Consider the following 19,715-nt stretch of genomic DNA (forward strand, 5'->3'; position numbering starts at 1 on the left):
CCAGCCAGCAGCGCTCGACCCGAAGGCGTCAGCCGGGCATTCTTATGCACGTTCATCCGGGGTCTCCCGGTCAGAGGTTGGAGCTTCGCAACCCCACTCTCTCAACCCGATCCCGGGTGAACAACCTTCGTAGCTTCGACATCTAGGCGTTCCGCACCGAACGCCAAGGGTGGACCGGCGCCGAAATCACCCGCCGTCCCGTTCGTCCCGGATCAGAAACCGATGAACGACTTGAACCTCGGGACGACCGTCACCCAGACGTCGATCGCATTGGCCACCGCTTCCGTGGTGGCTCCGTGCTCGAAGTCCACATCGTACTGGACGTACGGATCCATCTCGTCGTCGAGATGGGCGCTGCCGAAGCGGCGCTCCTTGTTCCACTGGTTGACCTTCTCGAAGGCGGCGCCGTTCTTCAGGTCGAACGCCGTCTCGAACTGGACCGAAGCGCAGCGCCCGCTCTCACAGCCGTAGAACCAGACCGTGAACCGCGAGCCGTCGACTCCACTGGTGATCTTGGGGTCACCCCCGCCGTCCTTCCCGACTTCGGCCTTGTAGCCCTTGGACTGCAGTTCCTGCGCCACCTCCTGGGCGGTCACGCCACCGTCGGGAAGCGGCCGCGCCAGCGCCGCGGACGGAAAGATGGCCGCGGCCAGCAGCCCGCAGATCAAGGTCTTCATGCATCTCCTCCTGGGCTCCCTCCGTGCAACGGTGCGAATCGATCGCGTCGCACGGGAGGCGAAACCTCTTTCGCCCGCGGGCGGGCTCACGCCAAGGCCAGTCGCCCAGGAGGCGTCTTCTCCACGCGAAACGGCCCGGGATCGCTCCCGGGCCGCTCTTGTCTTCGCATCTCGAGGAGATGATCAGCCTTCGACCGTCTCGGCCTCGGCGGCGTCAGCGATCTCCATCGGCAACGGCTCCATGGCCTCCTCGCGGCTGGCCGTCAGGGCTTCGTCACGCTTGGCGGCGATGCGCTGCAGGTTGCGCAGGTACGAGCCCGTGCCCGCGGGGATGAGGCGGCCCACGATCACGTTCTCCTTCAGGCCTTCCAGGGTGTCGTTCTTGCCCTGGACCGCCGCCTCGGTCAGCACGCGCGTCGTCTCCTGGAACGAGGCCGCGGAGATGAAGCTGCGCGTCTGCAGAGAGGCCTTGGTGATGCCGAGCAGGACCGGCTGGGTCAGGGCCGGGCGACCGCCGCGGGCCTCGGCCTTGGCGCTCTCCTCGTCCACTTCCAGCTTGTCCATGTGGTCGGCCTTGAGCAGGCCGGTGTCGCCCGGCTCGAGGATCTCCACCTTCTGCAGCATCTGGCGCACGATCGTCTCGATGTGCTTGTCGTTGATCGGCACGCCCTGCAGCCGGTAGACCTCCTGGATCTCGTTGACCAGGAAGTCGGCCAGCGCCTCGATGCCCTGGATCCGCAGGATGTCGTGCGGGTCCGGGTTGCCGTCGATGATGTACTCGCCCTTGCGGATGACGTCGCCGTCGTGGACCGCGATGTGCTTGCCCTTGGGGATCAGGAACTCGACCGCCTCGCCACCATCCTCGGGGGTGATCTTGATGCGGCGCTTGTTCTTGTAGTCGCGGCCGAACTCGACCCGGCCGTCCATCTCGGCGATGACCGCGCAGTCCTTCGGCCGGCGGGCCTCGAACAGCTCGGCCACCCGCGGCAGACCGCCGGTGATGTCGCGGGTCTTGGCGCTTTCGGTCGGCATCCGGGCCAGCACCTCGCCGGGCTTCACCTCGTCGCCGTCGCCGACCGAGAGGATGGCGCCCACGGGCAGCAGATAGCGGGCTTCACCGCCGTTCGAGAGGCGCTTGTAGGCGCCGTCCTCGCCCAGCACCGCCATGGCCGGGCGCAGGTCCGAGCCCTTCGAGCTGGCGCGCCAGTCGATGACCACCCGGTTCGAGATGCCCGTGGCTTCGTCGGCTTCCTCGCGGAACGAGAAATTCTCCACGAGGTCCTCGAAACGGACCTTGCCGCCGACTTCGGTGATGATCGGCGTGGTGTAGGGGTCCCAGGAGGCCAGGCGCTGGCCGCGCTTGACCTTGTCGCCCGACTTCGCCTGCAGGCGCGCGCCGTACGGCACCTTGTAGGATTCACGGTCCTTGCCGTCGACCTGCACCGTCAGCATCAGGTTCCGGCTCATCGAGATGAGCCCGCCGTCCGGCGCCGTGACGGTGTTGCCGCCGTCGATCTTCACGACGCCGTCGTTGGCGCTCTCGTAGAACGACTGCTCGGCCACCTGGGCGGTGCCGCCGATGTGGAAGGTCCGCATCGTGAGCTGGGTGCCGGGCTCGCCGATCGACTGGGCGGCGATGACGCCGACGGCCTCGCCGATGTTCACCGGCGTGCCCCGGGCCAGGTCGCGGCCGTAGCAGGCGCCGCAGACGCCGGTCTTGGTCTCGCAGGTCAGCACCGAACGGACCTTCACCGACTGCACGCCGGCCGCCTCGACCAGCTCGCACATGTTCTCGTCGAGATAGGTGTCGGCGGGCACGATCACGTCGCTCGTCCCCGGATCCTTCACGTCCTCGGCCGCGAAACGGCCCAGGATGCGCTGGCCCAGGCTGACGAGCACGTCGCCGCCCTCGACGACGGCGCGCAGCGTGATGCCCCGCGTGGTGCCGCAATCCTCCTCGGTGATGATGCAGTCCTGGGCGACGTCCACGAGGCGGCGGGTCAGATAGCCCGAGTTCGCCGTCTTCAGCGCGGTGTCGGCCAGGCCCTTACGGGCGCCGTGCGTGGAGTTGAAGTACTCCTGCACGGTCAGGCCTTCCTTGAAGTTCGAGATGATCGGCGTCTCGATGATCTCGCCGGACGGCTTGGCCATCAGGCCACGCATCCCACCGAGCTGCTTCATCTGGGCCTGCGAGCCGCGGGCGCCCGAGTTGGCCATCATGTAGATCGAGTTGATCTCGAGCTGACGGCCATCCTCGCCCACCGGCGCGGAGGAGATCTCGGCCATCATCTCGTCGGCGACGCGGTCCGTGGCCTTGGCCCAGGCGTCGACCACCTTGTTGTACTTCTCGCCCTTGGTGATCAGGCCGTCCGCGTACTGCTGCTCGTACTCCTCGACTAGCTTGCGGGTCTCTTCCACGATCGGCGCCTTGCGGGCCGGGATGACGATGTCGTCCTTGCCGAACGAGATGCCGGCCTTGGCCGCCTCGCGGAAGCCCAGCCCCATCACCTGGTCGGCGAAGATCACCGTCGCCTTCTGGCCGCAGTGCCGGTAGACGGCGTCGATCAGGTTGCCGATCTCCTTCTTGGTGAGGTTCTTCTCGAGGAGGCGGTGGCCGATCGCCGGGTTCCGCGGCAGCAGCGCCGCGATCTTCATCCGGCCCGGCGTGGTGTCGATCACCTTGCGCACCACATTGCCGTCGGCGTCCATCTCGGTGTGGCGCGCCTTGATCCTGGAGTGCAGGGTGACGACCTTGGCGTCCAGCGCCTGGTCGATCTCGCCCAGGTCGGTGAACACCTTGCCCTCGCCCGGCTCGTTGTCCTTGGCCAGCGACAGGTAGTAGAGCCCCAGCACGATGTCCTGCGACGGCACGATGATCGGCCGGCCGTTGGCGGGCGACAGGATGTTGTTCGTGCTCATCATCAGCACGCGCGCTTCGAGCTGGGCTTCCAGCGAGAGTGGCACGTGGACCGCCATCTGGTCGCCGTCGAAGTCGGCGTTGAACGCGGCGCAGACCAGCGGGTGGAGCTGGATCGCCTTGCCCTCGATCAGCTTGGGCTCGAACGCCTGGATGCCCAGGCGGTGGAGGGTCGGCGCGCGGTTCAGCAGCACCGGGTGCTCGCGGATCACCTCGTCCAGGATGTCCCAGACCGCCGGCTGCTCGCGCTCGACCATGCGCTTGGACTGCTTGACGGTGCCCGACAGGCCCTTGGCGTCCAGGCGCGCGTAGATGAACGGCTTGAACAGCTCCAGCGCCATCTTCTTGGGCAGGCCGCACTCGTGCAGCTTCAGCTCGGGGCCCACCACGATGACCGAACGGCCCGAGTAGTCCACGCGCTTGCCCAGCAGGTTCTGGCGGAACCGGCCCTGCTTGCCCTTCAGCATGTCGGCCAGCGACTTCAGCGGGCGCTTGTTGGCGCCGGTGATGACGCGGCCGCGGCGGCCGTTGTCGAACAGGGCGTCGACGGCCTCCTGCAGCATCCGCTTCTCGTTGCGGATGATGATGTCGGGCGCGCGCAGCTCGATGAGGCGCTTCAGGCGGTTGTTCCGGTTGAGGACCCGGCGGTAGAGGTCGTTCAGGTCCGAGGTGGCGAAGCGGCCGCCGTCCAGCGGGACCAGCGGGCGCAGCTCGGGCGGGATCACCGGGATCACCGTCAGCACCATCCACTCGGGCTTGTTGCCGCTCTCGATGAAGCTCTCGATCAGCTTCAGGCGCTTGGACGCCTTCTTGAGCTTCATTTCCGAGGTGGTGGTCTGCAGCTCCTCGCGGAGCTTCTCGGCCTCCTTCTCGAGCTCGATGCCCTTCAAGAGGCCCTGGACCGCCTCGGCGCCGATCTCGGCGGTGAAGCTGTCGTCGCCGAACTCCTCCTGGAAGCGCAGGTAGTCGTCCTCGCTCAACAGCTGGTGCTGCTTCAGCGGGGTCAGGCCCGGCTCGGTGACGATGTAGTGCTCGAAGTAGAGGACGCGCTCGATGTCCTTCAGCGCCATGTCCAGCATCAGGGCGATGCGGCTGGGCAGCGACTTCAGGAACCAGATGTGGGCGACGGGCGAGGCCAGCTCGATGTGGCCCATCCGCTCGCGGCGCACGCGCGCCAGGGTGACTTCGACCCCGCACTTCTCGCAGATGATGCCCTTGTACTTCATCCGCTTGTACTTGCCGCAAAGGCACTCGTAGTCCTTCGTCGGGCCGAAGATGCGGGCGCAGAACAGGCCGTCACGCTCGGGCTTGAACGTGCGGTAGTTGATGGTCTCGGGCTTCTTGATCTCGCCGAACGACCACGACCGGATCTTCTCCGGCGAGGCCAGCGCGATACGGATGCGGTCGAAGGTCGGAGCGGCCTGGACCGGATTGAAGATGTTCAGGACTTCCTGGTTCATCTTGGTTCCTTCTGCGGGGGAGACCCGCCTGAAATCTTAAGTTCGTCATCCCGGCCGGAGCGACGCGGAGAGCCGGGACCCAGGGCCGTCGCACGGCCCCTCCTGGGTCCCGGATCGCGCCTGCGGCGCGTCCGGGATGACGGTGGAGGGCGCGCGGGGGCTTAGGAGTTCTCCAGCTCCACGTTCAGGCCCAGGGAGCGCATCTCCTTGACCAGCACGTTGAAGCTCTCCGGGATGCCGGCCTCGAAGGTGTCGTCGCCGCGGACGATGCTCTCGTAGACCTTGGTCCGGCCGGCCACGTCGTCCGACTTCACCGTCAGCATCTCCTGCAGGGTGTAGGCGGCGCCGTAGGCTTCGAGCGCCCAGACCTCCATCTCCCCGAAGCGCTGGCCGCCGAACTGGGCCTTGCCGCCCAGCGGCTGCTGGGTGACCAGGCTGTAGGGGCCGATCGAACGGGCGTGGATCTTGTCGTCCACCAAGTGGTGCAGCTTCAGCATGTAGATGTAGCCGACCGTGACCGGACGCTTGAACCGCTCGCCCGTCTGGCCGTCGTACAGGTACGACTGGCCCGAGCGGTCGAGACCGGCCTTCTCCAGCAGGTTCTCGATGTCGTCGATGTGCGCGCCGTCGAAGACCGGGGTCGCGAACGGGATGCCCTTCGAGAGGTTCCTGGCCAGCTCGATGAGTTCCTCGTCGGTGTCCGGCAGTTCTTCCTGCGGTCCATAGGCGTCGCCCAGGTAGTCCAGCAGCGCCTGGCGCTGGCCGCCGTTCTGCCAGTCCTCCAGCAGGTCGGCGACCTGCTTCCCGAGCCCGGCCGAAGCCCAGCCCAGGTGGGTTTCGAAGATCTGGCCGACGTTCATGCGCGAGGGCACGCCCAGCGGGTTCAGCACGATGTCCACGTGCTGGCCGTTCTCCAGGTACGGCATGTCCTCGATCGGAAGGATCTTGGAGATGACGCCCTTGTTGCCGTGACGGCCGGCCATCTTGTCGCCCGGCTGCAGCTTGCGCTTCACCGCCACGAACACCTTGACCATCTTCATCACGCCCGGCGGCAGTTCGTCGCCGCGCTGCAGCTTGTCGACCTTGTCCTCGAAGCGGCGATCCAGGCGCTTGCGGCCCTCGTCGAACTGCTTGCGCAGCGCTTCGAGCTCACCCATCGCCTTCTCGTCGTCCAGGGCGATCTGCCACCACAGGCCGGGCGCGATCTCTTCCAGCTTTTCGGCGGTGATCTCGCCGCGGCCCAGGCCCTTCGGGCCCGAGACGGCGGTCTTGCCCACCAGCAACTGGCGCAGACGGCCCTGCATGTTGCGATTCAGGATCGCGAACTCGTCGTCGCGGTCCTTGCCCAGCCGGTCGATCTCGTGACGCTCGATGGCCAGCGCGCGCTCGTCCTTGTCGACGCCGTGACGGTTGAAGACCCGCACTTCCACGATGGTGCCGGCGACGCCCGGGGGCAGGCGCAGGGAGGTGTCGCGGACGTCCGAGGCCTTTTCACCGAAGATCGCGCGCAGCAGCTTCTCTTCCGGCGTCATCGGGCTTTCGCCCTTCGGCGTGACCTTGCCGACCAAGATGTCGCCCGGCATCACCTCGGCGCCGATCGCCACGATGCCCGCTTCGTCGAGGTTGCGCAGGGCTTCCTCGCCGACGTTGGGGATGTCGCGGGTGATCTCTTCCGGGCCCAGCTTGGTGTCGCGGGCCATGACTTCGAATTCCTCGAGGTGGATCGAGGTGAAGATGTCGTCGCGCACGATGCGCTCGGAGATCAGGATCGAGTCTTCGAAGTTGTAGCCGTTCCAGGGCATGAACGCGACGAGCGTGTTGCGGCCCAGCGCCAGTTCACCCAGCTCCGTGGAAGGACCGTCGGCGATGACGTCGCCCGCAAGGATCTTGTCGCCCACCTGCACCAGCGGACGCTGGTTGATGCAGGTCGAGGTGTTCGAACGCTGGAACTTCTGCAGACGGTAGATGTCGACGCCCGGCTTGGAGGGGTCGGTCTCTTCCGTGGCGCGCACGACGATACGCGTGCCGTCGATCTGCTCCACGACGCCCGGGCGGCGCGCCGTCACCACGGCGCCCGAGTCCACGGCCACGATGCTTTCCATGCCGGTGCCGACCAGGGGCGCATCCGACTGGATGAGCGGCACGGCCTGCTTCTGCATGTTCGAGCCCATGAGGGCGCGGTTGGCGTCGTCGTTCTCCAGGAACGGGATCAGCGAGGCGGCCACCGAGACGACCTGCTTCGGCGACACGTCCATCAGGTCGACCTGCTCCTTGGGAAGCAGCGACGGCTCGCCGTTGATCCGCCCGGGGACCAGGTCCTCGACGATGGCGCCGTCCTCGAGCTTGATGTTGGCCTGGGCGATGACGTGCTTCGCCTCTTCCATCGCCGACATGTAGACGACCTCCTCGGTCGTCTTGCCGTCACGGATGCGGCGGTACGGGCTCTCGATGAAGCCGTACTTGTTCACCACTGCGTGGGTGGCGAGCGAGTTGATCAGGCCGATGTTCGGGCCTTCGGGCGTCTCGATCGGGCAGATCCGGCCGTAGTGCGTCGGGTGAACGTCCCGGACCTCGAAGCCGGCGCGTTCACGCGTCAGACCGCCCGGGCCAAGGGCCGACAGGCGGCGCTTGTGGGTGATCTCGCTGAGCGGGTTCGTCTGGTCCATGAACTGCGAGAGCTGCGAGGAGCCGAAGAACTCCCGCACGGCCGCGGCCGCCGGCTTCGCATTGATCAGGTCGTGCGGCATGACCGTGTCGATGTCGACCGAGCTCATGCGCTCCTTGATCGCCCGCTCCATGCGCAGCAGGCCGACGCGGTACTGGTTCTCGAGAAGCTCGCCCACCGAGCGCACCCGGCGGTTGCCCAGGTTGTCGATGTCGTCGATCTCGCCGCGCCCGTCGCGCAGGCCGACCAGGGTCTCCAGCACCGCCAGGACGTCTTCCTTGCGCAGGATGCGGACGTCGTCGGGGCAATCGAGCTCCAGGCGCATGTTCATCTTCACGCGGCCGACCGACGACAGGTCGTAGCGCTCGGAATCGAAGAACAGGGACTTGAACATCGCCTCGGCGGCTTCCACCGTCGGCGGCTCGCCCGGACGCATGACGCGATAGACGTCGAACAGCGCATCCTCGCGGACCGTGTTCTTGTCGATGCGCAGGGTGTTGCGGACGTAGGCGCCCACGGTGACGTGGTCGATGTCCAGGACGTCCAGGGTGTTGAAGCCCTGTTCCTCCAGGCTGGCCAGAAGGCCCGCGTCCAGTTCGTCACCGGCCTCGGCGTAGATCTCGCCGGTCTCGAAGTTCACCAGATCACGCGCCAGGTAGCGGCCGTTCAGGGCCTCGGGCGCGAGCAGCAGCGTCTTCAGGCCGTTGTCGGCGAATTTCTTGGCGTTGCGGGCCGAGATCTTCTGGCCGGCCGGGGCGATCTCCTCGCCACTGTCGGCGTCGATCAGCGGGAACTCGGGTTTCACGCCGCGCCAGCGTTCGGCCTTGTACGGCGTGGCCCAGCCGCCCGTCTTCTTCTCGTAAGGGACGGTCTCGTAGAACGTCGAGAGAATCTCCTCGCCGTCCATGCCGAGCGCCATCAGGAAGGTGGTCGCCGGCAGCTTCCGGCGGCGGTCGATGCGGACGTAGACGATGTCCTTGGCGTCGAACTCGAAGTCGAGCCACGAGCCGCGGTAGGGGATCACGCGGGCGGCGAACAGCAGCTTGCCCGAGGCGTGGGTCTTGCCTTTGTCGTGGTCGAAGAAGACGCCCGGCGAGCGGTGCATCTGCGAGACGATGACGCGCTGGGTCCCGTTGACGATGAAGGTGCCCTTCTCCGTCATGAGCGGGATGTCGCCCATGTAGACGTCCTGCTCCTTGATGTCCTTCACCGAGCGGGCGCCGGTCTCCTCGTCGGTCTCGAAGACGATGAGGCGCAGCTTCACCTTCAGCGGCGCGGCATAGGTCATGTCGCGCTGGACGCACTCCTCGACGTCGTACTTCGGCTCCTCGAACTCGTAGGAGACGTACTCGAGGACGGCGCGCTCGTTGAAGTCCTTGATCGGGAAGACGGACTTGAAGACCGCCTCGATGCCCTCGTCGCGGCGTTCGCCGGCGCGGACCTCGCGCTGCAGGAACTGTTCGTACGACGAGCGCTGGACCTCGATGAGGTTCGGCATCTGCACGGCTTCAGGGATGCGGCCGAAAGACTTCCGGATCCGCTTCTTACCGGTGAAGGACTGCGCCATTTTGATCCCTTGAAGACGCCGGGACGGGAGTCCGGGCGCCGAGTGCTGTCATTCCGGGTCCGCCCTGTCGGACCTCCGCGGACGGAGGCCGGACCCTGGAAGGCTCCCCGTGTCGTCGGGAGCGCCCCTTCGCATGGTCGGAGGGCGACGGACCATGCCTTGGGGCCTGCACGCGCGAAGGCCGCATCGAACGATGTGAATCGGAGATGTTTCGCGAACGGCGGCAGATAGGCCTTTTCCGCGCGCTTGTGAAGCCCTCTCAAGCGGGAAAATTGGGCGATCGCTCAGGTCAGCGAAAAGATTCCACGCCCCCTTCGCTGTCATCCCGGAAGCCGCGCAGCGGCTATCCGGGACCCAGCCTCAGCGCGCACGGCCCCGCTGGGTCCCGGCTCTCCAGCCCGCTACGCGGGCTAGCGGCCGGGATGACACGTTGGAGATTGCCGCAAGCGATCGCCCTGCGGGAACACGTCGCGCCGCTCAGCGCGGCCCGGCGCCGCCGTTCAGCAGCGGCAGGCAGGCCTGCCAGTTGCCGGGGTTGGCCGCGACACAGGCATGGTAGTTCTGCCCGCCCTGGTGGATCGCCGTCGCGGTGTCGTAGTTGCGCTGCGCCGAGGGCAGCAGTGGCTGGCCCAATGCCGGGACGCCCAAGGTCGGGGCGCCCAGCGTGGGGGCCGCCGGGCGCGGCGCACTGGCGGAATTCAGGCAGGCCTGGATGGCGGCGGTGTCACCGGCCGCCTGACGGACGCAGTCCGCCACGCCCTGGGAACTGACCGCCGGCGCGGCCGGCGCAGCGGCCGGCGCGGGCTGGCGCGTAGCCATGGCGGCGTTGAGGGCGCCCAGGATGCCGGCGGTCGTCCCGCCCCCGACGCCCCCAACGCCCCCCAGGGGCGCGGCGGGCGCGCCGTAGCCGCGCGGCCCGGGCAGGCCCATCCGGGCGTTGAGCTGCGCGCATTCGGGGATGGCCGCGCCACCGGGCGAATTGCAGATCTGCACCGCCCGATTCAGCCGGTTGATCTCGGCCGCCGTCTGGGCGGCGGCCGGCGCCGCCAGCCCGGCCAGGGCCGAGACGAGGACAATCCCCAGGATTCCACGCATGGTTCGGCCCCTCCGATCCGTTCTCCCATCCAGCATGGACCGGACGCACATCGGCGCCCTCCCCCGTTTGGGGGTCTGAGCGGGACCATGAGAAAAGGGCCGGGATCGCTCCCGGCCCTTCGGCCTGTCGTCTGGATCCCGGATCGCGACGCGCCCGGGACAGTCCGGCTGAGCCAGACTACTTGACCTGGACGGTGGCGCCGGCTTCTTCCAGCTTCTTCTTGATCTCTTCGGCTTCCTGCTTGGAGACGTTTTCCTTCACGTTCTGAGGCGCGCCTTCGACGAGGTCCTTGGCTTCCTTCAGGCCGAGGTCCGGACGGACGCCGCGGACTTCCTTGATCACGTTGATCTTCTTGTCGCCGCCGGCAGTCAGCACGACGGTGAATTCGGTCTGCTCTTCGGCGGCTTCGGCCGGAGCGGCGCCACCGGCGGCCGGAGCGGCGGCCACGGCGACCGGAGCAGCGGCGCTGACGCCCCACTTTTCTTCCAGCAGCTTGGACAGCTCAGCGGCTTCCAGGACGGTCAGGGCGGACAGTTCGTCCACCAGCTTTTCGAGATTGGCCATGTGTTCGATTCCTTGGAGGTAGAGGTTGTCGGGGAAGATGATCCGATCAGGCGGCGTCTTTGGTCGCGTACGCGTTGAAGACGCGCGCCAGTTGGCCGGCCGGAGCCTGCAGGACGCCCGCGACCTTGGTCGCCGGAGCTTGCAGGAGGCCGATGATCTTGCCGCGGAGCTGGTCGAGCGACGGCAGGGTGGCCAGGGCGTTGACGCCCTTCTGGTCCAGGACCTGCTGTCCCATCAGGCCGCCGACGACGCTGAACTTGTCGTTGTCCTTGGCGTACTGGGTCGCGACCTTGGCGGCGGAGACGGGGTCCGGGCCGAAGGCGATCGCGACCGGGCCCGTGAAGAGGGCGTCGCCCGCTTCGCCGACCGAGCCGTCCAGCGCCTTCTGAGCCAGGGTGTTCTTCACCACCTGGAGCTGCGCGCCTTCCTTGCGGAGGCGGCCGCGGAGATCGGTCATTTCCGCAACGGTCAGACCCAGGTAGTGGGTCACGACCACGGCGCCGGAGTCAGCGAAGACGCCCTTGAGCGCCTCGATGGCTTCCTGCTTTTGAGCGCGGTCCATTGCGGTCTCCATACTCAGGTTCGGCGCGCACGGGATTGCGCACGCCGCAAGCACCTGTCCGATGAGGAAAGCCGCAGGCCGCGCGCCGCCCGTGCGGGTGGCGGTCGGGCCGTCATCTTCCCGTCTCCCTGCGCCTGAGGAGGGGCCCCTCCTCGCGTTACGGCCTCCGGCGACCCCGGCGGCTGCACAGTTCTTGGACAGGATGGAAAGGCCGGAGCCCTTCCGTCCACGCCTCTCCCCGGAGGGGATCGACGAAGCGCGGGCCTATAGACGAGATGCCGGCGAAACTCAACCCGTCGCCATCCAGGCCTCCAGCCGGGCCGCCTTGGCGAGGTCCTTGGGCCGGCCGAAGAGGCGCAGGATGCGGAGCTGTTCCTCCGCCGAGGGGATCGGCCCCGCCGGCGCGAGCGAGCGGCCACGCACGTGCAGCCCGCCCATAATCTCCACGGGACCCCAGGGCGTGACGTAGCGGGCGAAGTCCTGCGAGCGGAACGGCCCGTCGGGCGCCTTCGGCTCCTGAGGTTCGAGCCAATCCCCCCAGGCCACGCGCAGACGCGCCGCCCCGTCGACGCCCGTGACCACGTCCAGGTCGGCGGCCTCGTCCAGCGGGACGCCCAGCAGGATCAGCGCCCCGCTGCCGATCAGGCTCCAGGGCGCGGCGAAGGCGTCGAGTTCCGGGGCCACCGCCTCGAAGAGGATGCACAGGTCGCCGGGCGTCATGGCCTGCCGTAGACGCCCGCAGGCCAGGGGTCAAAGGTCCTTGAGAACGAAACGGGAATTCGGCATGGTGGACGTACGAGGAGCCGCCATGACCCATCGCGTCGCCATCACCTTGACCGACGAGCAGAAGGCCCGGCTCGAACGGATCGCCGAGGCCAGGGAAGGAACGCTGGTGGCCGCCGTCGAGGAAGCCGTCACCCAGTTCCTGCACAAGGACGAGGAATACCGCCGCTACGTGCAGGAGGGGCTGGACGACATCGCGGCCGGCCGCACGCGGCCGTGGGCGGAAGTCAGGGCCGAACTTCGCGCCAAGTACGGTGATCCTGAAGATTGATCGTCACCCTCGCCGACCGCGCCGCGGCCGAACTCGACTCGGCGGTCGCGTTCATCCGCGAAGCCAACCCCCGCGCTGCGGGCGCCCTGCATCTGGCGATCGAGCGCGCTCTCGACAGCCTGGAAACTCTGCCCGATCGGGGACGGTCCGGCGCCATCGACGGAACCCGCGAACTGGTCGTCCACGGCGTGCCCTATGTGATCGTCTATCGCGTGGCGGAAGAGACGGTCTTCGTCATCCGCATCCGCCACACGAGCCAGGACCCCTCGCCCTCAGCGGGACAAGCCTGAAAGGACAGGCCTCAGGGCCTTACGCCGCCTCGAAGATCGCCGCGATGCCCTGGCCGCCGCCGATGCACATGGTCTCCAGGCCGTACTTGCCGTCGCGGCGTTTCAGTTCGCGCAGCAGGTTGGCGAGGATGCGGCCGCCCGTCGCGCCGATCGGATGGCCCAGGCTGATGCCCGAGCCGTTGACGTTCAGGCGGTCGCGTTCGTCCCAGCCCCAGCCCTTCAGCACGGCCAGCACCTGCGGCGCGAACGCCTCGTTCAGTTCGACGAGGTCGATGTCGTCCCACCCCATGCCGGTGCGCTCGAACAGCCGCTTCACGGCCGGCACCGGGCCGATACCCATGCGCGAGGGATCGCAGCCCGCCGCGGCCCAGCTCACGAACCAGCCCATCGGCTCCAGGTTCAGTTCGGCCAGCTTGTCCTCGGCCACCACCAGGCAGGCGGCCGCCGCGTCGTTCTGCTGGCTGGCGTTGCCCGCCGTCACCACGCCGTCCTTCTCGATGGCGCGCAGCTTGCCCAGGGTCTCCATGCTGGCGTCGGCGCGAACCCCCTCGTCCTTGGCGAATACGATCGGGTCGCCCTTCTTCTGCGGCACCGACACCGGCACCAGTTCGTCGTCGAACTTGCCCTCGGCCCAGGCCTTCGTGGCGCGCTGGTGGCTCATGACGGCGTACTCGTCGGCCTCTTCGCGGCTGATCTGGTAGTCCCGCGCCAGGTTGTCGGCGGTCTCGATCATGCCGGAGATCACGCCGAAGCGGCTGATCGGCTGGCTCATCACCCGGCCGCGAGCCAGGCGGTCATGCATCGTCACCGAGCCGGCGCGCGCGCCGTTGCGCATGTCGAGCGAGTAGTACTCGGTGTTGCTCATGCTCTCGACGCCGCCGGCGATGACCACGTCGGCCACGCCGGTCTGGACCATCATCGCGGCGTCGACCACGGCCTGGAGCCCCGAGCCGCAGCGGCGGTCGAGCTGATAGCCCGGGATCTCGATCGGGAAGTCGGCGGCCAGGGCCGACCAGCGGGCGATGCAGGGCGCCTCGCCGTTGGCGTAACCCTGGGCGAAGATCACATCGTCCACCTTCGCCGGATCCAGCTTCGTGCGCTCGACCAGCGCCCGCAGGACGACCGCGCCGAGGTCTCCGGCGGTCATGCTGGACAGGCTGCCCTGGAACTTGCCGACGGCGGTGCGGATGGGGCTGACGATGGCGGCGCGACGCATGGCTTGGGCTTCCTCCGGGAATCTTCGGATGGTCCCTGAAGGGTCCAAGGCCCTCACGTCAAGCCCGCGCAACGTCAGCCCGTCCAGGCGGCGGGACGCTTCTCCATCCAGGCCTTCACGCCTTCCTTGTAGTCGGGCGTCTTCGACATCTGGACCAGCAGGGCTTCGGCGGCCCGAACCGACGTCGCCGCGTCACGGTGCAGGTCTCGATAGATCTGGCGTTTGGACTCGCGGGCCGAACCCGGCGCGACGCTGGCCGCCAGGGCGCGGGCGTAGGCCATCACCTCGTCCATGAGCTGGTCCGCCGGCACGATGCGGTTCAGGAAGCCCATGCGATCCGCCTCTTCCGCCGTGAACACCCGGCTGGACAGCAGGATGTCGTTGGCGTGGGTGAGGCCGACAATCCGCGGCAGCACCCACGACAGGCCGAACTCGGTGGGGAAATTGAACCGGCCGTGCGCCGCCGTGAACTTCACCCCCGGCGCGCAGAACCGCAGGTCGGCAAACGCCGCCAGCACCAGGCCCACACCCGCCGCCGCGCCGTTGATGGCCGCGATGACCGGCTTGCCCACCCCGAAGTGATAGGCGAAGGCGGCGTCGAACGCCGGGTCGACACCGTGTCCGGGCTCGGCGATATCCTCCGGCGTGCCGGGATCGTAGCCGCCTCGGGCCGAATGCCCCTCCAGCGCCTGGAGGTCGGCGCCGGCGCAGAAGGCGTTTCCCTCGGGATCGCCGGTCACGACGATCACGCGTACGGTGGGATCGTGGTCGGCCTCGCGCAGGATCCAGCGGTACTCGGTGTGCATCCGCCCGGTCCAGGCGTTGCGGCGCTTCGGGCGGGAGAGGGTCACCACGGCGATCCCGTCGGTGATCTCGTAGCGGGTGGCTTTCAGGTCCATGACGCGACTATGCCACGACGAAGCGCAGGATCATCCCGTTCCAGCGATCGTCGTCCTGGTCGGTCTCCTCGATGTCGCCTGCGGCCGCTGCGGCCGCGATCTGTCGCCAGAACGCCTGGGCGGCCAGGTTCCTTCGCGCGACCGCGATCTCCCATTGCCCCCGGCGCGGCGTTATCGCCGCCAGCGCCGCCGCGCGCCCGACGCCCCCACGGCGATAGGGCCGGGCGACGAAGAACTCGGCGACGTTGAAATCCGCCGGCCGCCCGGAATGGCTGTGGTCGTTGAGCAGCACGAAGCCCGCGAGCGCCTGGTCGGCACGGATCAGGTACGCCGCGCGCCGCGGGTCGCCCGCCCAGTAGCTCTCCAGCGGCGGGTACGGCGGAAAGCGGCCGTCCTCGCCCAGGTCGACCTGCGGCTCGATCCAGAAGTCCGAGAAGTCGTGGACGTAGAACTGGAAGAGGTTCTCGATCGTAGCGCGCCTGTCTGCGGCGGGCTCGAGGGTCACGTCCATCGGCATCTCCGCAGTGGCCTACCGAGACGCTGGCGGCGGGTGAAGGAATCGAACCTTCAACCTCTCGGTTGGCGCGGTTTTCGGGACCGTTTGAGCACCATGCTCGCCACCCGCCGAACGCGGGTTGGCGCCCGCGTCAGATGTGCGAGGTAGATGAGAGCGGGGCGATGTGGCGCGTGAGCATGGCTGAGCCCCTATCAGAACGCGTGTAGCCGCCCAAGCCAAAAGAAGCGCGGCATTCACACTAAGTGTGGGGCGTCGCTCGATTGGCGAGGCTTGTGAGCGTCGGGTTGCGCTGGCAAGTATCGCGCCTGATGGCTCGAATTTCCTTCAAGCTCACTCAGATGGACACAGGAGTGCGCTTTTATCATCAGAGCGATGAAAGAGCGTTCTTCGAGTGGTTGGAACGGATACCCTGCGTATCGAGCGTCCGAGGCGAAGGTGCTGATGGTCTCGTCGTGAGGCTCAAGCGTCGCCCCGGCAAAGACGATCTCTGGTCGCTTCTCGCGCTCTGCCACCGCTACGGCGTCGATATGCGCCAACTCGTCAAGTTCGAGACACCGGAAAATCGAGACTGGTTCCGAAAGCCCGGCATGTTCTGGTATCGTGCGACCTTCGGCGATGAGGAACTTGACTCGCCAGCAGTTCCCCGAGCAGTTCGTCGCCGAACGCCGGGTGCTGAGTGACCAGACTCTATCAGAAGCTTGCGTCAGAAGCGGTCGCACCACCTCAACGGACCACACTCAACGTGAATACAGCCAACAGAAAAGGCGCGGAGGTCGCCCCCCGCGCCTTGACGTCGTCTGTCTCGGCGCGGCCTACGCGCCGATCGAGCCGATCTCGACCTTGAAGCCGGGGCCCATCGTGGACGAGAGGCTGACCCGCTTGATGTAGGTGCCCTTGGCGCCCGAGGGCTTGGCCCTGTTGAGGGCGTCCACCAGCGCCTTCACGTTCACTTCCAGGGCTTCGTCGGTGAACGAGGCCTTGCCGATGCCGGCGTGGATGATGCCGGTCTTCTCGGTGCGGAACTCGATCGAGCCGCCCTTGGCGTCCTTCACGGCCTGGCCGACGTTCGGCGTCACGGTGCCGACCCGCGGGTTGGGCATCAGGCCGCGCGGGCCCAGCACCTTACCCAGGCGGCCCACGAGGGCCATCATGTCGGGGGTGGCGATCACGCGGTCGAAGTCCATGAAGCCGCCCTGGATACGCTCCACCAGGTCCTCGGCGCCCACGACCTCCGCTCCGGCGGCCTTGGCCTCGTCGGCCTTGGCGTCCTTGGCGATGACGGCGACGCGCACATCACGGCCGGTGCCCGACGGCAGGGAGACGACACCCCGGACCTGCTGGTCGGCGTGGCGGGGATCGACGCCCAGGTTGACGGCGATCTCGACCGTCTCGTCGAACTTGGCGTTGGCGTTGGCCTTCACCAGCTTGACGGCGTCGGCCAGCGGGTGGGCGACCGCGGTGTCGCCCGTCCAGGCCTTGGTGCGCTTGGGTTGCTTGGCCATGTGATCAGGCCTCCACGATCTGAAGGCCCATCGAGCGGGCGGAGCCCTCGATGATGCGGGCGGCGGCCTCGACGTCGTTCGCGTTGAGGTCCTTCATTTTCTTCTCGGCGATCTCGCGCAGTTGCGTGCGGGTGATCTTGCCGGCGGAATCGCGGCCGGGCGCCTTGGAGCCCGACTTCAGGCCCAGCGCCTGCTTGATGTAGTAGCTGGCCGGCGGAGTCTTCGTGATGAAGGTGAACGACTTGTCCTGGTAGACCGTGATGACGGTGGGAAGGGGCGTGCCCTTCGCTTCCTTCTCGGTCCGGGCGTTGAACTCCTTGCAGAAGCCCATGATGTTGACGCCCCGCTGACCCAGCGCCGGCCCGATCGGTGGCGACGGGGTGGCGGAGCCCGCAGGCACCTGCAGCTTGATATAGCCCAAGATCTTCTTGGCCATCTTTGCTCCTCAATGGCCGGAAGCCCGGCCGGTTATGAGCCGTGGTGCGGGGTTCGGTGGCCCTGCCCCTCCCACGGATTTGACATCGCGGCGAACCGCGAAGCGGGCGCGTGTAGCAGCAACCGAAGGAAGGGGCAACCTACAGCTCCGTTCTTCGACACGAAGACCACGAAGGGCGCAAAGACCACGAAGAGTCAGCGGACGAAACGGCGCAGGCCATGCCGCAGTTGAACGGCGTTGAAGTTCAGGAGGTACCCGAGCTTCATTCCCGACAGTCGGAGATAGGTCAGGATTTGCGCCTCATGGAGGCGCGACAACGCCTCGACCGCCTTGACTTCAAGAACGACGACATCGTCGACGACCATGTCCAGCCTGTAGCCTGCATCGACGCGAAGACCTTCGAAGATCACAGGCAGAGCGACCTGCCGCCGAATACGACAGCCGAGACGGGTGAGTTCGTGGGCGAGGCATTGCTCATATGCGGATTCCAGCAGGCCGGGCCCGAGGACGCGATGGACCTTGATGGCCGCATCGACGACCTGTCGCCCCACAGCCTCGATCCCGGCCGTGGCCCCTTGGTGGTCTTCGTGGTCTTGGTGGTCTTCGTGTTTCAATGCCGAGACCGCCAAATCGACGCCCTACGCGATCTTCTCGACCTGGCCGTATTCCAGTTCCACCGGGGTGGCGCGGCCGAAGATGGAGACGGTGACGCGCAGGCGGGCGCGCTCCTCGTCGACCTGCTCCACCGAGCCGTTGAAGCTCGCGAACGGGCCGTCCGTGACGCGGACCTGCTCGCCGATCTCGAACGAGATGGTCGGCTTGGGCCGCTCGACGCCTTCCTCGATGGCGCCGACGATCCGCTCGACTTCCTTCTCGGAAACCGGGATCGGCTTGGAGCCCGAGCCCAGGAAGCCGGTCACCTTCGGCGTGTTCTTGATGAGGTGATACGCCTCGTCCGTCAGCTCCATCTTCACCAGCACGTAGCCGGGGAAGAACTTGCGCTCGGAGTTCACCTTCCGGCCGCGGCGGATCTCCACCACGTCCTCGGTGGGGACCAGCACCTCGGAGAAATTCTCCTCCAGGCCCTGCTGCTTGGCCTGCTCGAGGATGGAGTCCTTCACCTTCTTCTCGAAGTTCGAGTAGGCGTGGACGATGTACCACTTGTGGCGGGGGTTGCCCTTGGGCGGGGCGACTGCGGCTTCGGACATGTTCAGCTCGCCAGTTTGAGCAGTTGGGCCACGCCCACACGCAGGACGAAATCGACGACCCAGAAGAAGACCGCCGCGAAGGCCACCATGATGGCGACCATGATCGAGGTGATCCAGGTTTCCTTGCGGCTGGTCCAGGTGATCTTGCGGGCCTCGGCGCGGACTTCGCGCGCGAACTGCGCGACGCTGGTCTTCTTCTTCGGCGGCTGGACGGCGCCGGCGGGCGTGGCCATGACGGCCGCGGTCTTGGTGGCGCGATCCCGCATCGCCTGCGGGGTCTGTCCCGGTTTCCTGGCCATTCGGCGCTTCAAACTCTCATCTGGAGCGACGGGCGACGCCCAGGCTCCGGTTCAACGATCGACTACATATAGGTGGTGGCAGGAGTGGAGGGACTCGAACCCCCGGCCCTCGGTTTTGGAGACCGATGCTCTACCAGCTGAGCTACACTCCTTCAGCACCCCTAATCCGACTGTGGCGTCCCGGTTTCCGGCGCCGGGCTGAGCGCCCGTCGACCGCGCACCGGCGGCTGGAAAACTGAAGACTCCAACGATGTCGGGTAGGACGCAGGCGTATGGCCGAACCCGCGGGGGTTTTCAAGTCTCTTGCCGCGGATCGAAGCGTCGTCGCGCGCGTTGGAGCGGGATGAGCACGCGCCGCCCCTCGCCCGCCGAATCTCCATCGAAGTCGGGCTCGCACGACCAAGCCTACAACCGCGACGACCAGCTCAAGCGTGGCGGCGAGGCCCGCATGGCGCAGGAGCCTCGCGGCGGCGAAGGCTCGGCCCGATCGACCAAGACCGCGACCGATCCAGCCAGCGGCGCGCCGGTCCGGAGCCCGGGAACGAAAGGCGCGGCTCCGAACCGCGCCAAAGCCGATCAGAACGACGGGGCGGCTCGAAAGCCGTCGAGCTAGCCCCACGCATGCCCGGAAGGTCGGGTTAGGCGGCAAAAGGGCCGCCGGGTGTTTCCGGCGGCCCTTCGCTTGGGATGTCGGACGTTGGATGTCCGACGTTGGATGTCAGGCTGGCGCAGGGCCTACTTGATGATCTTCGTCACCACGCCCGAACCCACCGTCCGGCCGCCTTC

General features: G+C 67.3%; 19 protein-coding genes and 1 tRNA gene. 4 read left to right on the forward strand and 16 right to left on the reverse strand.

The window, feature by feature from the left end; all coding sequences use genetic code 11:
- Positions 1-212 precede the first annotated feature (212 nt).
- The 7 genes from WG212_RS20625 to WG212_RS20655 all read right to left on the reverse strand — a co-directional run bounded on the left by WG212_RS20625 (position 213) and on the right by WG212_RS20655 (position 12,228).
- The gene (locus WG212_RS20625; RefSeq protein WP_337188994.1) at positions 213-677 is read right to left on the reverse strand and encodes a YbjN domain-containing protein; all 465 of its coding nucleotides are present in this window, start codon (positions 675-677) and stop codon (positions 213-215) included.
- A 183-nt stretch (positions 678-860) separates the two neighbouring features.
- Positions 861-5,054: a DNA-directed RNA polymerase subunit beta' gene (gene rpoC / locus WG212_RS20630; RefSeq protein WP_337188995.1), complete on the reverse strand. Its 4,194-nt coding sequence runs from the start codon at positions 5,052-5,054 to the stop codon at positions 861-863.
- A 161-nt stretch (positions 5,055-5,215) separates the two neighbouring features.
- Positions 5,216-9,286, reverse strand: coding sequence for a DNA-directed RNA polymerase subunit beta (rpoB, locus tag WG212_RS20635; RefSeq protein WP_337188996.1), 4,071 nt, complete (start codon positions 9,284-9,286; stop codon positions 5,216-5,218).
- Positions 9,287-9,763: 477 nt separating this feature from the next.
- The gene (locus tag WG212_RS20640; protein ID WP_337188997.1) at positions 9,764-10,381 is read right to left on the reverse strand and encodes a hypothetical protein; all 618 of its coding nucleotides are present in this window, start codon (positions 10,379-10,381) and stop codon (positions 9,764-9,766) included.
- Positions 10,382-10,559: 178 nt separating this feature from the next.
- On the reverse strand, positions 10,560-10,946 hold the full coding sequence (gene rplL, locus WG212_RS20645) for a 50S ribosomal protein L7/L12 (RefSeq protein WP_337188998.1): 387 nt from the start codon (positions 10,944-10,946) through the stop codon (positions 10,560-10,562).
- Positions 10,947-10,992: 46 nt separating this feature from the next.
- Positions 10,993-11,508 (reverse strand): 50S ribosomal protein L10, encoded by a 516-nt coding sequence (rplJ, locus tag WG212_RS20650; protein WP_337188999.1) that lies wholly within the window; start codon positions 11,506-11,508, stop codon positions 10,993-10,995.
- Positions 11,509-11,796: 288 nt separating this feature from the next.
- Complete coding sequence (locus WG212_RS20655) at positions 11,797-12,228, reverse strand: hypothetical protein (RefSeq protein ID WP_337189000.1); 432 nt, start codon at positions 12,226-12,228, stop codon at positions 11,797-11,799.
- A gap of 88 nt (positions 12,229-12,316) precedes the next feature.
- Here WG212_RS20655 and WG212_RS20660 point away from each other — a divergent pair, with 88 nt between their 5' ends.
- Positions 12,317-12,562: a hypothetical protein gene (locus WG212_RS20660; protein ID WP_337189001.1), complete on the forward strand. Its 246-nt coding sequence runs from the start codon at positions 12,317-12,319 to the stop codon at positions 12,560-12,562.
- Positions 12,559-12,852: a type II toxin-antitoxin system RelE/ParE family toxin gene (locus tag WG212_RS20665; protein ID WP_337189002.1), complete on the forward strand. Its 294-nt coding sequence runs from the start codon at positions 12,559-12,561 to the stop codon at positions 12,850-12,852. Before WG212_RS20660 ends, WG212_RS20665 begins: the two co-directional genes overlap by 4 nt.
- Positions 12,853-12,871: 19 nt before the next feature.
- Here WG212_RS20665 and WG212_RS20670 read toward each other — a convergent pair whose 3' ends face one another.
- The 3 genes from WG212_RS20670 to WG212_RS20680 all read right to left on the reverse strand — a co-directional run bounded on the left by WG212_RS20670 (position 12,872) and on the right by WG212_RS20680 (position 15,478).
- A complete protein-coding gene (locus WG212_RS20670; RefSeq protein WP_337189003.1) occupies positions 12,872-14,068 on the reverse strand; it encodes an acetyl-CoA C-acetyltransferase in 1,197 nt (398 codons plus the stop codon).
- A gap of 74 nt (positions 14,069-14,142) precedes the next feature.
- Positions 14,143-14,967, reverse strand: coding sequence for an enoyl-CoA hydratase-related protein (locus tag WG212_RS20675; RefSeq protein ID WP_337189004.1), 825 nt, complete (start codon positions 14,965-14,967; stop codon positions 14,143-14,145).
- Positions 14,968-14,974: 7 nt separating this feature from the next.
- Positions 14,975-15,478, reverse strand: a complete 504-nt coding sequence (locus WG212_RS20680) for a GNAT family N-acetyltransferase (protein WP_337189005.1) — start codon at positions 15,476-15,478, stop codon at positions 14,975-14,977.
- A gap of 278 nt (positions 15,479-15,756) precedes the next feature.
- Between WG212_RS20680 and WG212_RS20685 the strand changes: the two genes are divergently transcribed.
- Positions 15,757-16,164: a hypothetical protein gene (locus tag WG212_RS20685; protein ID WP_337189006.1), complete on the forward strand. Its 408-nt coding sequence runs from the start codon at positions 15,757-15,759 to the stop codon at positions 16,162-16,164.
- Between the two features lie 132 nt (positions 16,165-16,296).
- On the opposite strand, the gene rplA is transcribed toward WG212_RS20685, so the two are convergent.
- The 6 genes from rplA to WG212_RS20715 all read right to left on the reverse strand — a co-directional run bounded on the left by rplA (position 16,297) and on the right by WG212_RS20715 (position 19,081).
- Positions 16,297-16,986: a 50S ribosomal protein L1 gene (gene rplA / locus WG212_RS20690; protein ID WP_337189007.1), complete on the reverse strand. Its 690-nt coding sequence runs from the start codon at positions 16,984-16,986 to the stop codon at positions 16,297-16,299.
- 4 nt (positions 16,987-16,990) lie between these two features.
- A complete protein-coding gene (gene rplK / locus WG212_RS20695; protein WP_337189008.1) occupies positions 16,991-17,422 on the reverse strand; it encodes a 50S ribosomal protein L11 in 432 nt (143 codons plus the stop codon).
- Positions 17,423-17,616: 194 nt separating this feature from the next.
- On the reverse strand, positions 17,617-18,036 hold the full coding sequence (locus WG212_RS20700; protein WP_337189009.1) for a GxxExxY protein: 420 nt from the start codon (positions 18,034-18,036) through the stop codon (positions 17,617-17,619).
- 24 nt (positions 18,037-18,060) lie between these two features.
- Positions 18,061-18,630, reverse strand: a complete 570-nt coding sequence (gene nusG, locus WG212_RS20705) for a transcription termination/antitermination protein NusG (RefSeq protein ID WP_293385389.1) — start codon at positions 18,628-18,630, stop codon at positions 18,061-18,063.
- Positions 18,631-18,632: 2 nt separating this feature from the next.
- Positions 18,633-18,929 carry a preprotein translocase subunit SecE gene (gene secE / locus WG212_RS20710; RefSeq protein ID WP_337189010.1) on the reverse strand — a complete coding sequence of 99 codons (297 nt, stop codon included), beginning with the start codon at positions 18,927-18,929 and terminating at the stop codon, positions 18,633-18,635.
- A 76-nt stretch (positions 18,930-19,005) separates the two neighbouring features.
- A tRNA-Trp gene (locus WG212_RS20715) sits at positions 19,006-19,081 on the reverse strand.
- Between the two features lie 191 nt (positions 19,082-19,272).
- On the opposite strand from WG212_RS20715, the gene WG212_RS20720 reads away from it, so the two are divergent.
- Entirely contained in the window at positions 19,273-19,542 is a 270-nt protein-coding gene (locus WG212_RS20720) for a hypothetical protein (protein ID WP_337189011.1), read from the forward strand.
- The last annotated feature ends 173 nt before the right edge of the window (positions 19,543-19,715 follow it).

It is taken from the genome of Phenylobacterium sp. (assembly GCF_037189685.1).
In the GTDB taxonomy this organism is placed as follows: domain Bacteria; phylum Pseudomonadota; class Alphaproteobacteria; order Caulobacterales; family Caulobacteraceae; genus Phenylobacterium.

What these genes read in the sequence shown, in the direction of transcription:
- rplL (WP_337188998.1), bottom strand. Translation starts at nt 10,946, where the DNA reads ATGGCCAATCTCGAAAAGCTGGTGGACGAACTGTCCGCCCTGACCGTC.
- WG212_RS20675 (WP_337189004.1), bottom strand. Translation starts at nt 14,967, where the DNA reads ATGGACCTGAAAGCCACCCGCTACGAGATCACCGACGGGATCGCCGTG.
- rplK (WP_337189008.1), bottom strand. Translation starts at nt 17,422, where the DNA reads ATGGCCAAGAAGATCTTGGGCTATATCAAGCTGCAGGTGCCTGCGGGC.
- WG212_RS20720 (WP_337189011.1), top strand. Translation starts at nt 19,273, where the DNA reads ATGAGCACGCGCCGCCCCTCGCCCGCCGAATCTCCATCGAAGTCGGGC.
- rplA (WP_337189007.1), bottom strand. Translation starts at nt 16,986, where the DNA reads ATGGCCAAGCAACCCAAGCGCACCAAGGCCTGGACGGGCGACACCGCG.
- secE (WP_337189010.1), bottom strand. Translation starts at nt 18,929, where the DNA reads ATGGCCAGGAAACCGGGACAGACCCCGCAGGCGATGCGGGATCGCGCC.
- WG212_RS20640 (WP_337188997.1), bottom strand. Translation starts at nt 10,381, where the DNA reads ATGCGTGGAATCCTGGGGATTGTCCTCGTCTCGGCCCTGGCCGGGCTG.
- WG212_RS20670 (WP_337189003.1), bottom strand. Translation starts at nt 14,068, where the DNA reads ATGCGTCGCGCCGCCATCGTCAGCCCCATCCGCACCGCCGTCGGCAAG.
- WG212_RS20680 (WP_337189005.1), bottom strand. Translation starts at nt 15,478, where the DNA reads ATGGACGTGACCCTCGAGCCCGCCGCAGACAGGCGCGCTACGATCGAG.
- rpoC (WP_337188995.1), bottom strand. Translation starts at nt 5,054, where the DNA reads ATGAACCAGGAAGTCCTGAACATCTTCAATCCGGTCCAGGCCGCTCCG.
- rplJ (WP_337188999.1), bottom strand. Translation starts at nt 11,508, where the DNA reads ATGGACCGCGCTCAAAAGCAGGAAGCCATCGAGGCGCTCAAGGGCGTC.
- rpoB (WP_337188996.1), bottom strand. Translation starts at nt 9,286, where the DNA reads ATGGCGCAGTCCTTCACCGGTAAGAAGCGGATCCGGAAGTCTTTCGGC.
- WG212_RS20625 (WP_337188994.1), bottom strand. Translation starts at nt 677, where the DNA reads ATGAAGACCTTGATCTGCGGGCTGCTGGCCGCGGCCATCTTTCCGTCC.
- WG212_RS20655 (WP_337189000.1), bottom strand. Translation starts at nt 12,228, where the DNA reads ATGACGCCCGGCGACCTGTGCATCCTCTTCGAGGCGGTGGCCCCGGAA.
- WG212_RS20660 (WP_337189001.1), top strand. Translation starts at nt 12,317, where the DNA reads ATGACCCATCGCGTCGCCATCACCTTGACCGACGAGCAGAAGGCCCGG.
- nusG (WP_293385389.1), bottom strand. Translation starts at nt 18,630, where the DNA reads ATGTCCGAAGCCGCAGTCGCCCCGCCCAAGGGCAACCCCCGCCACAAG.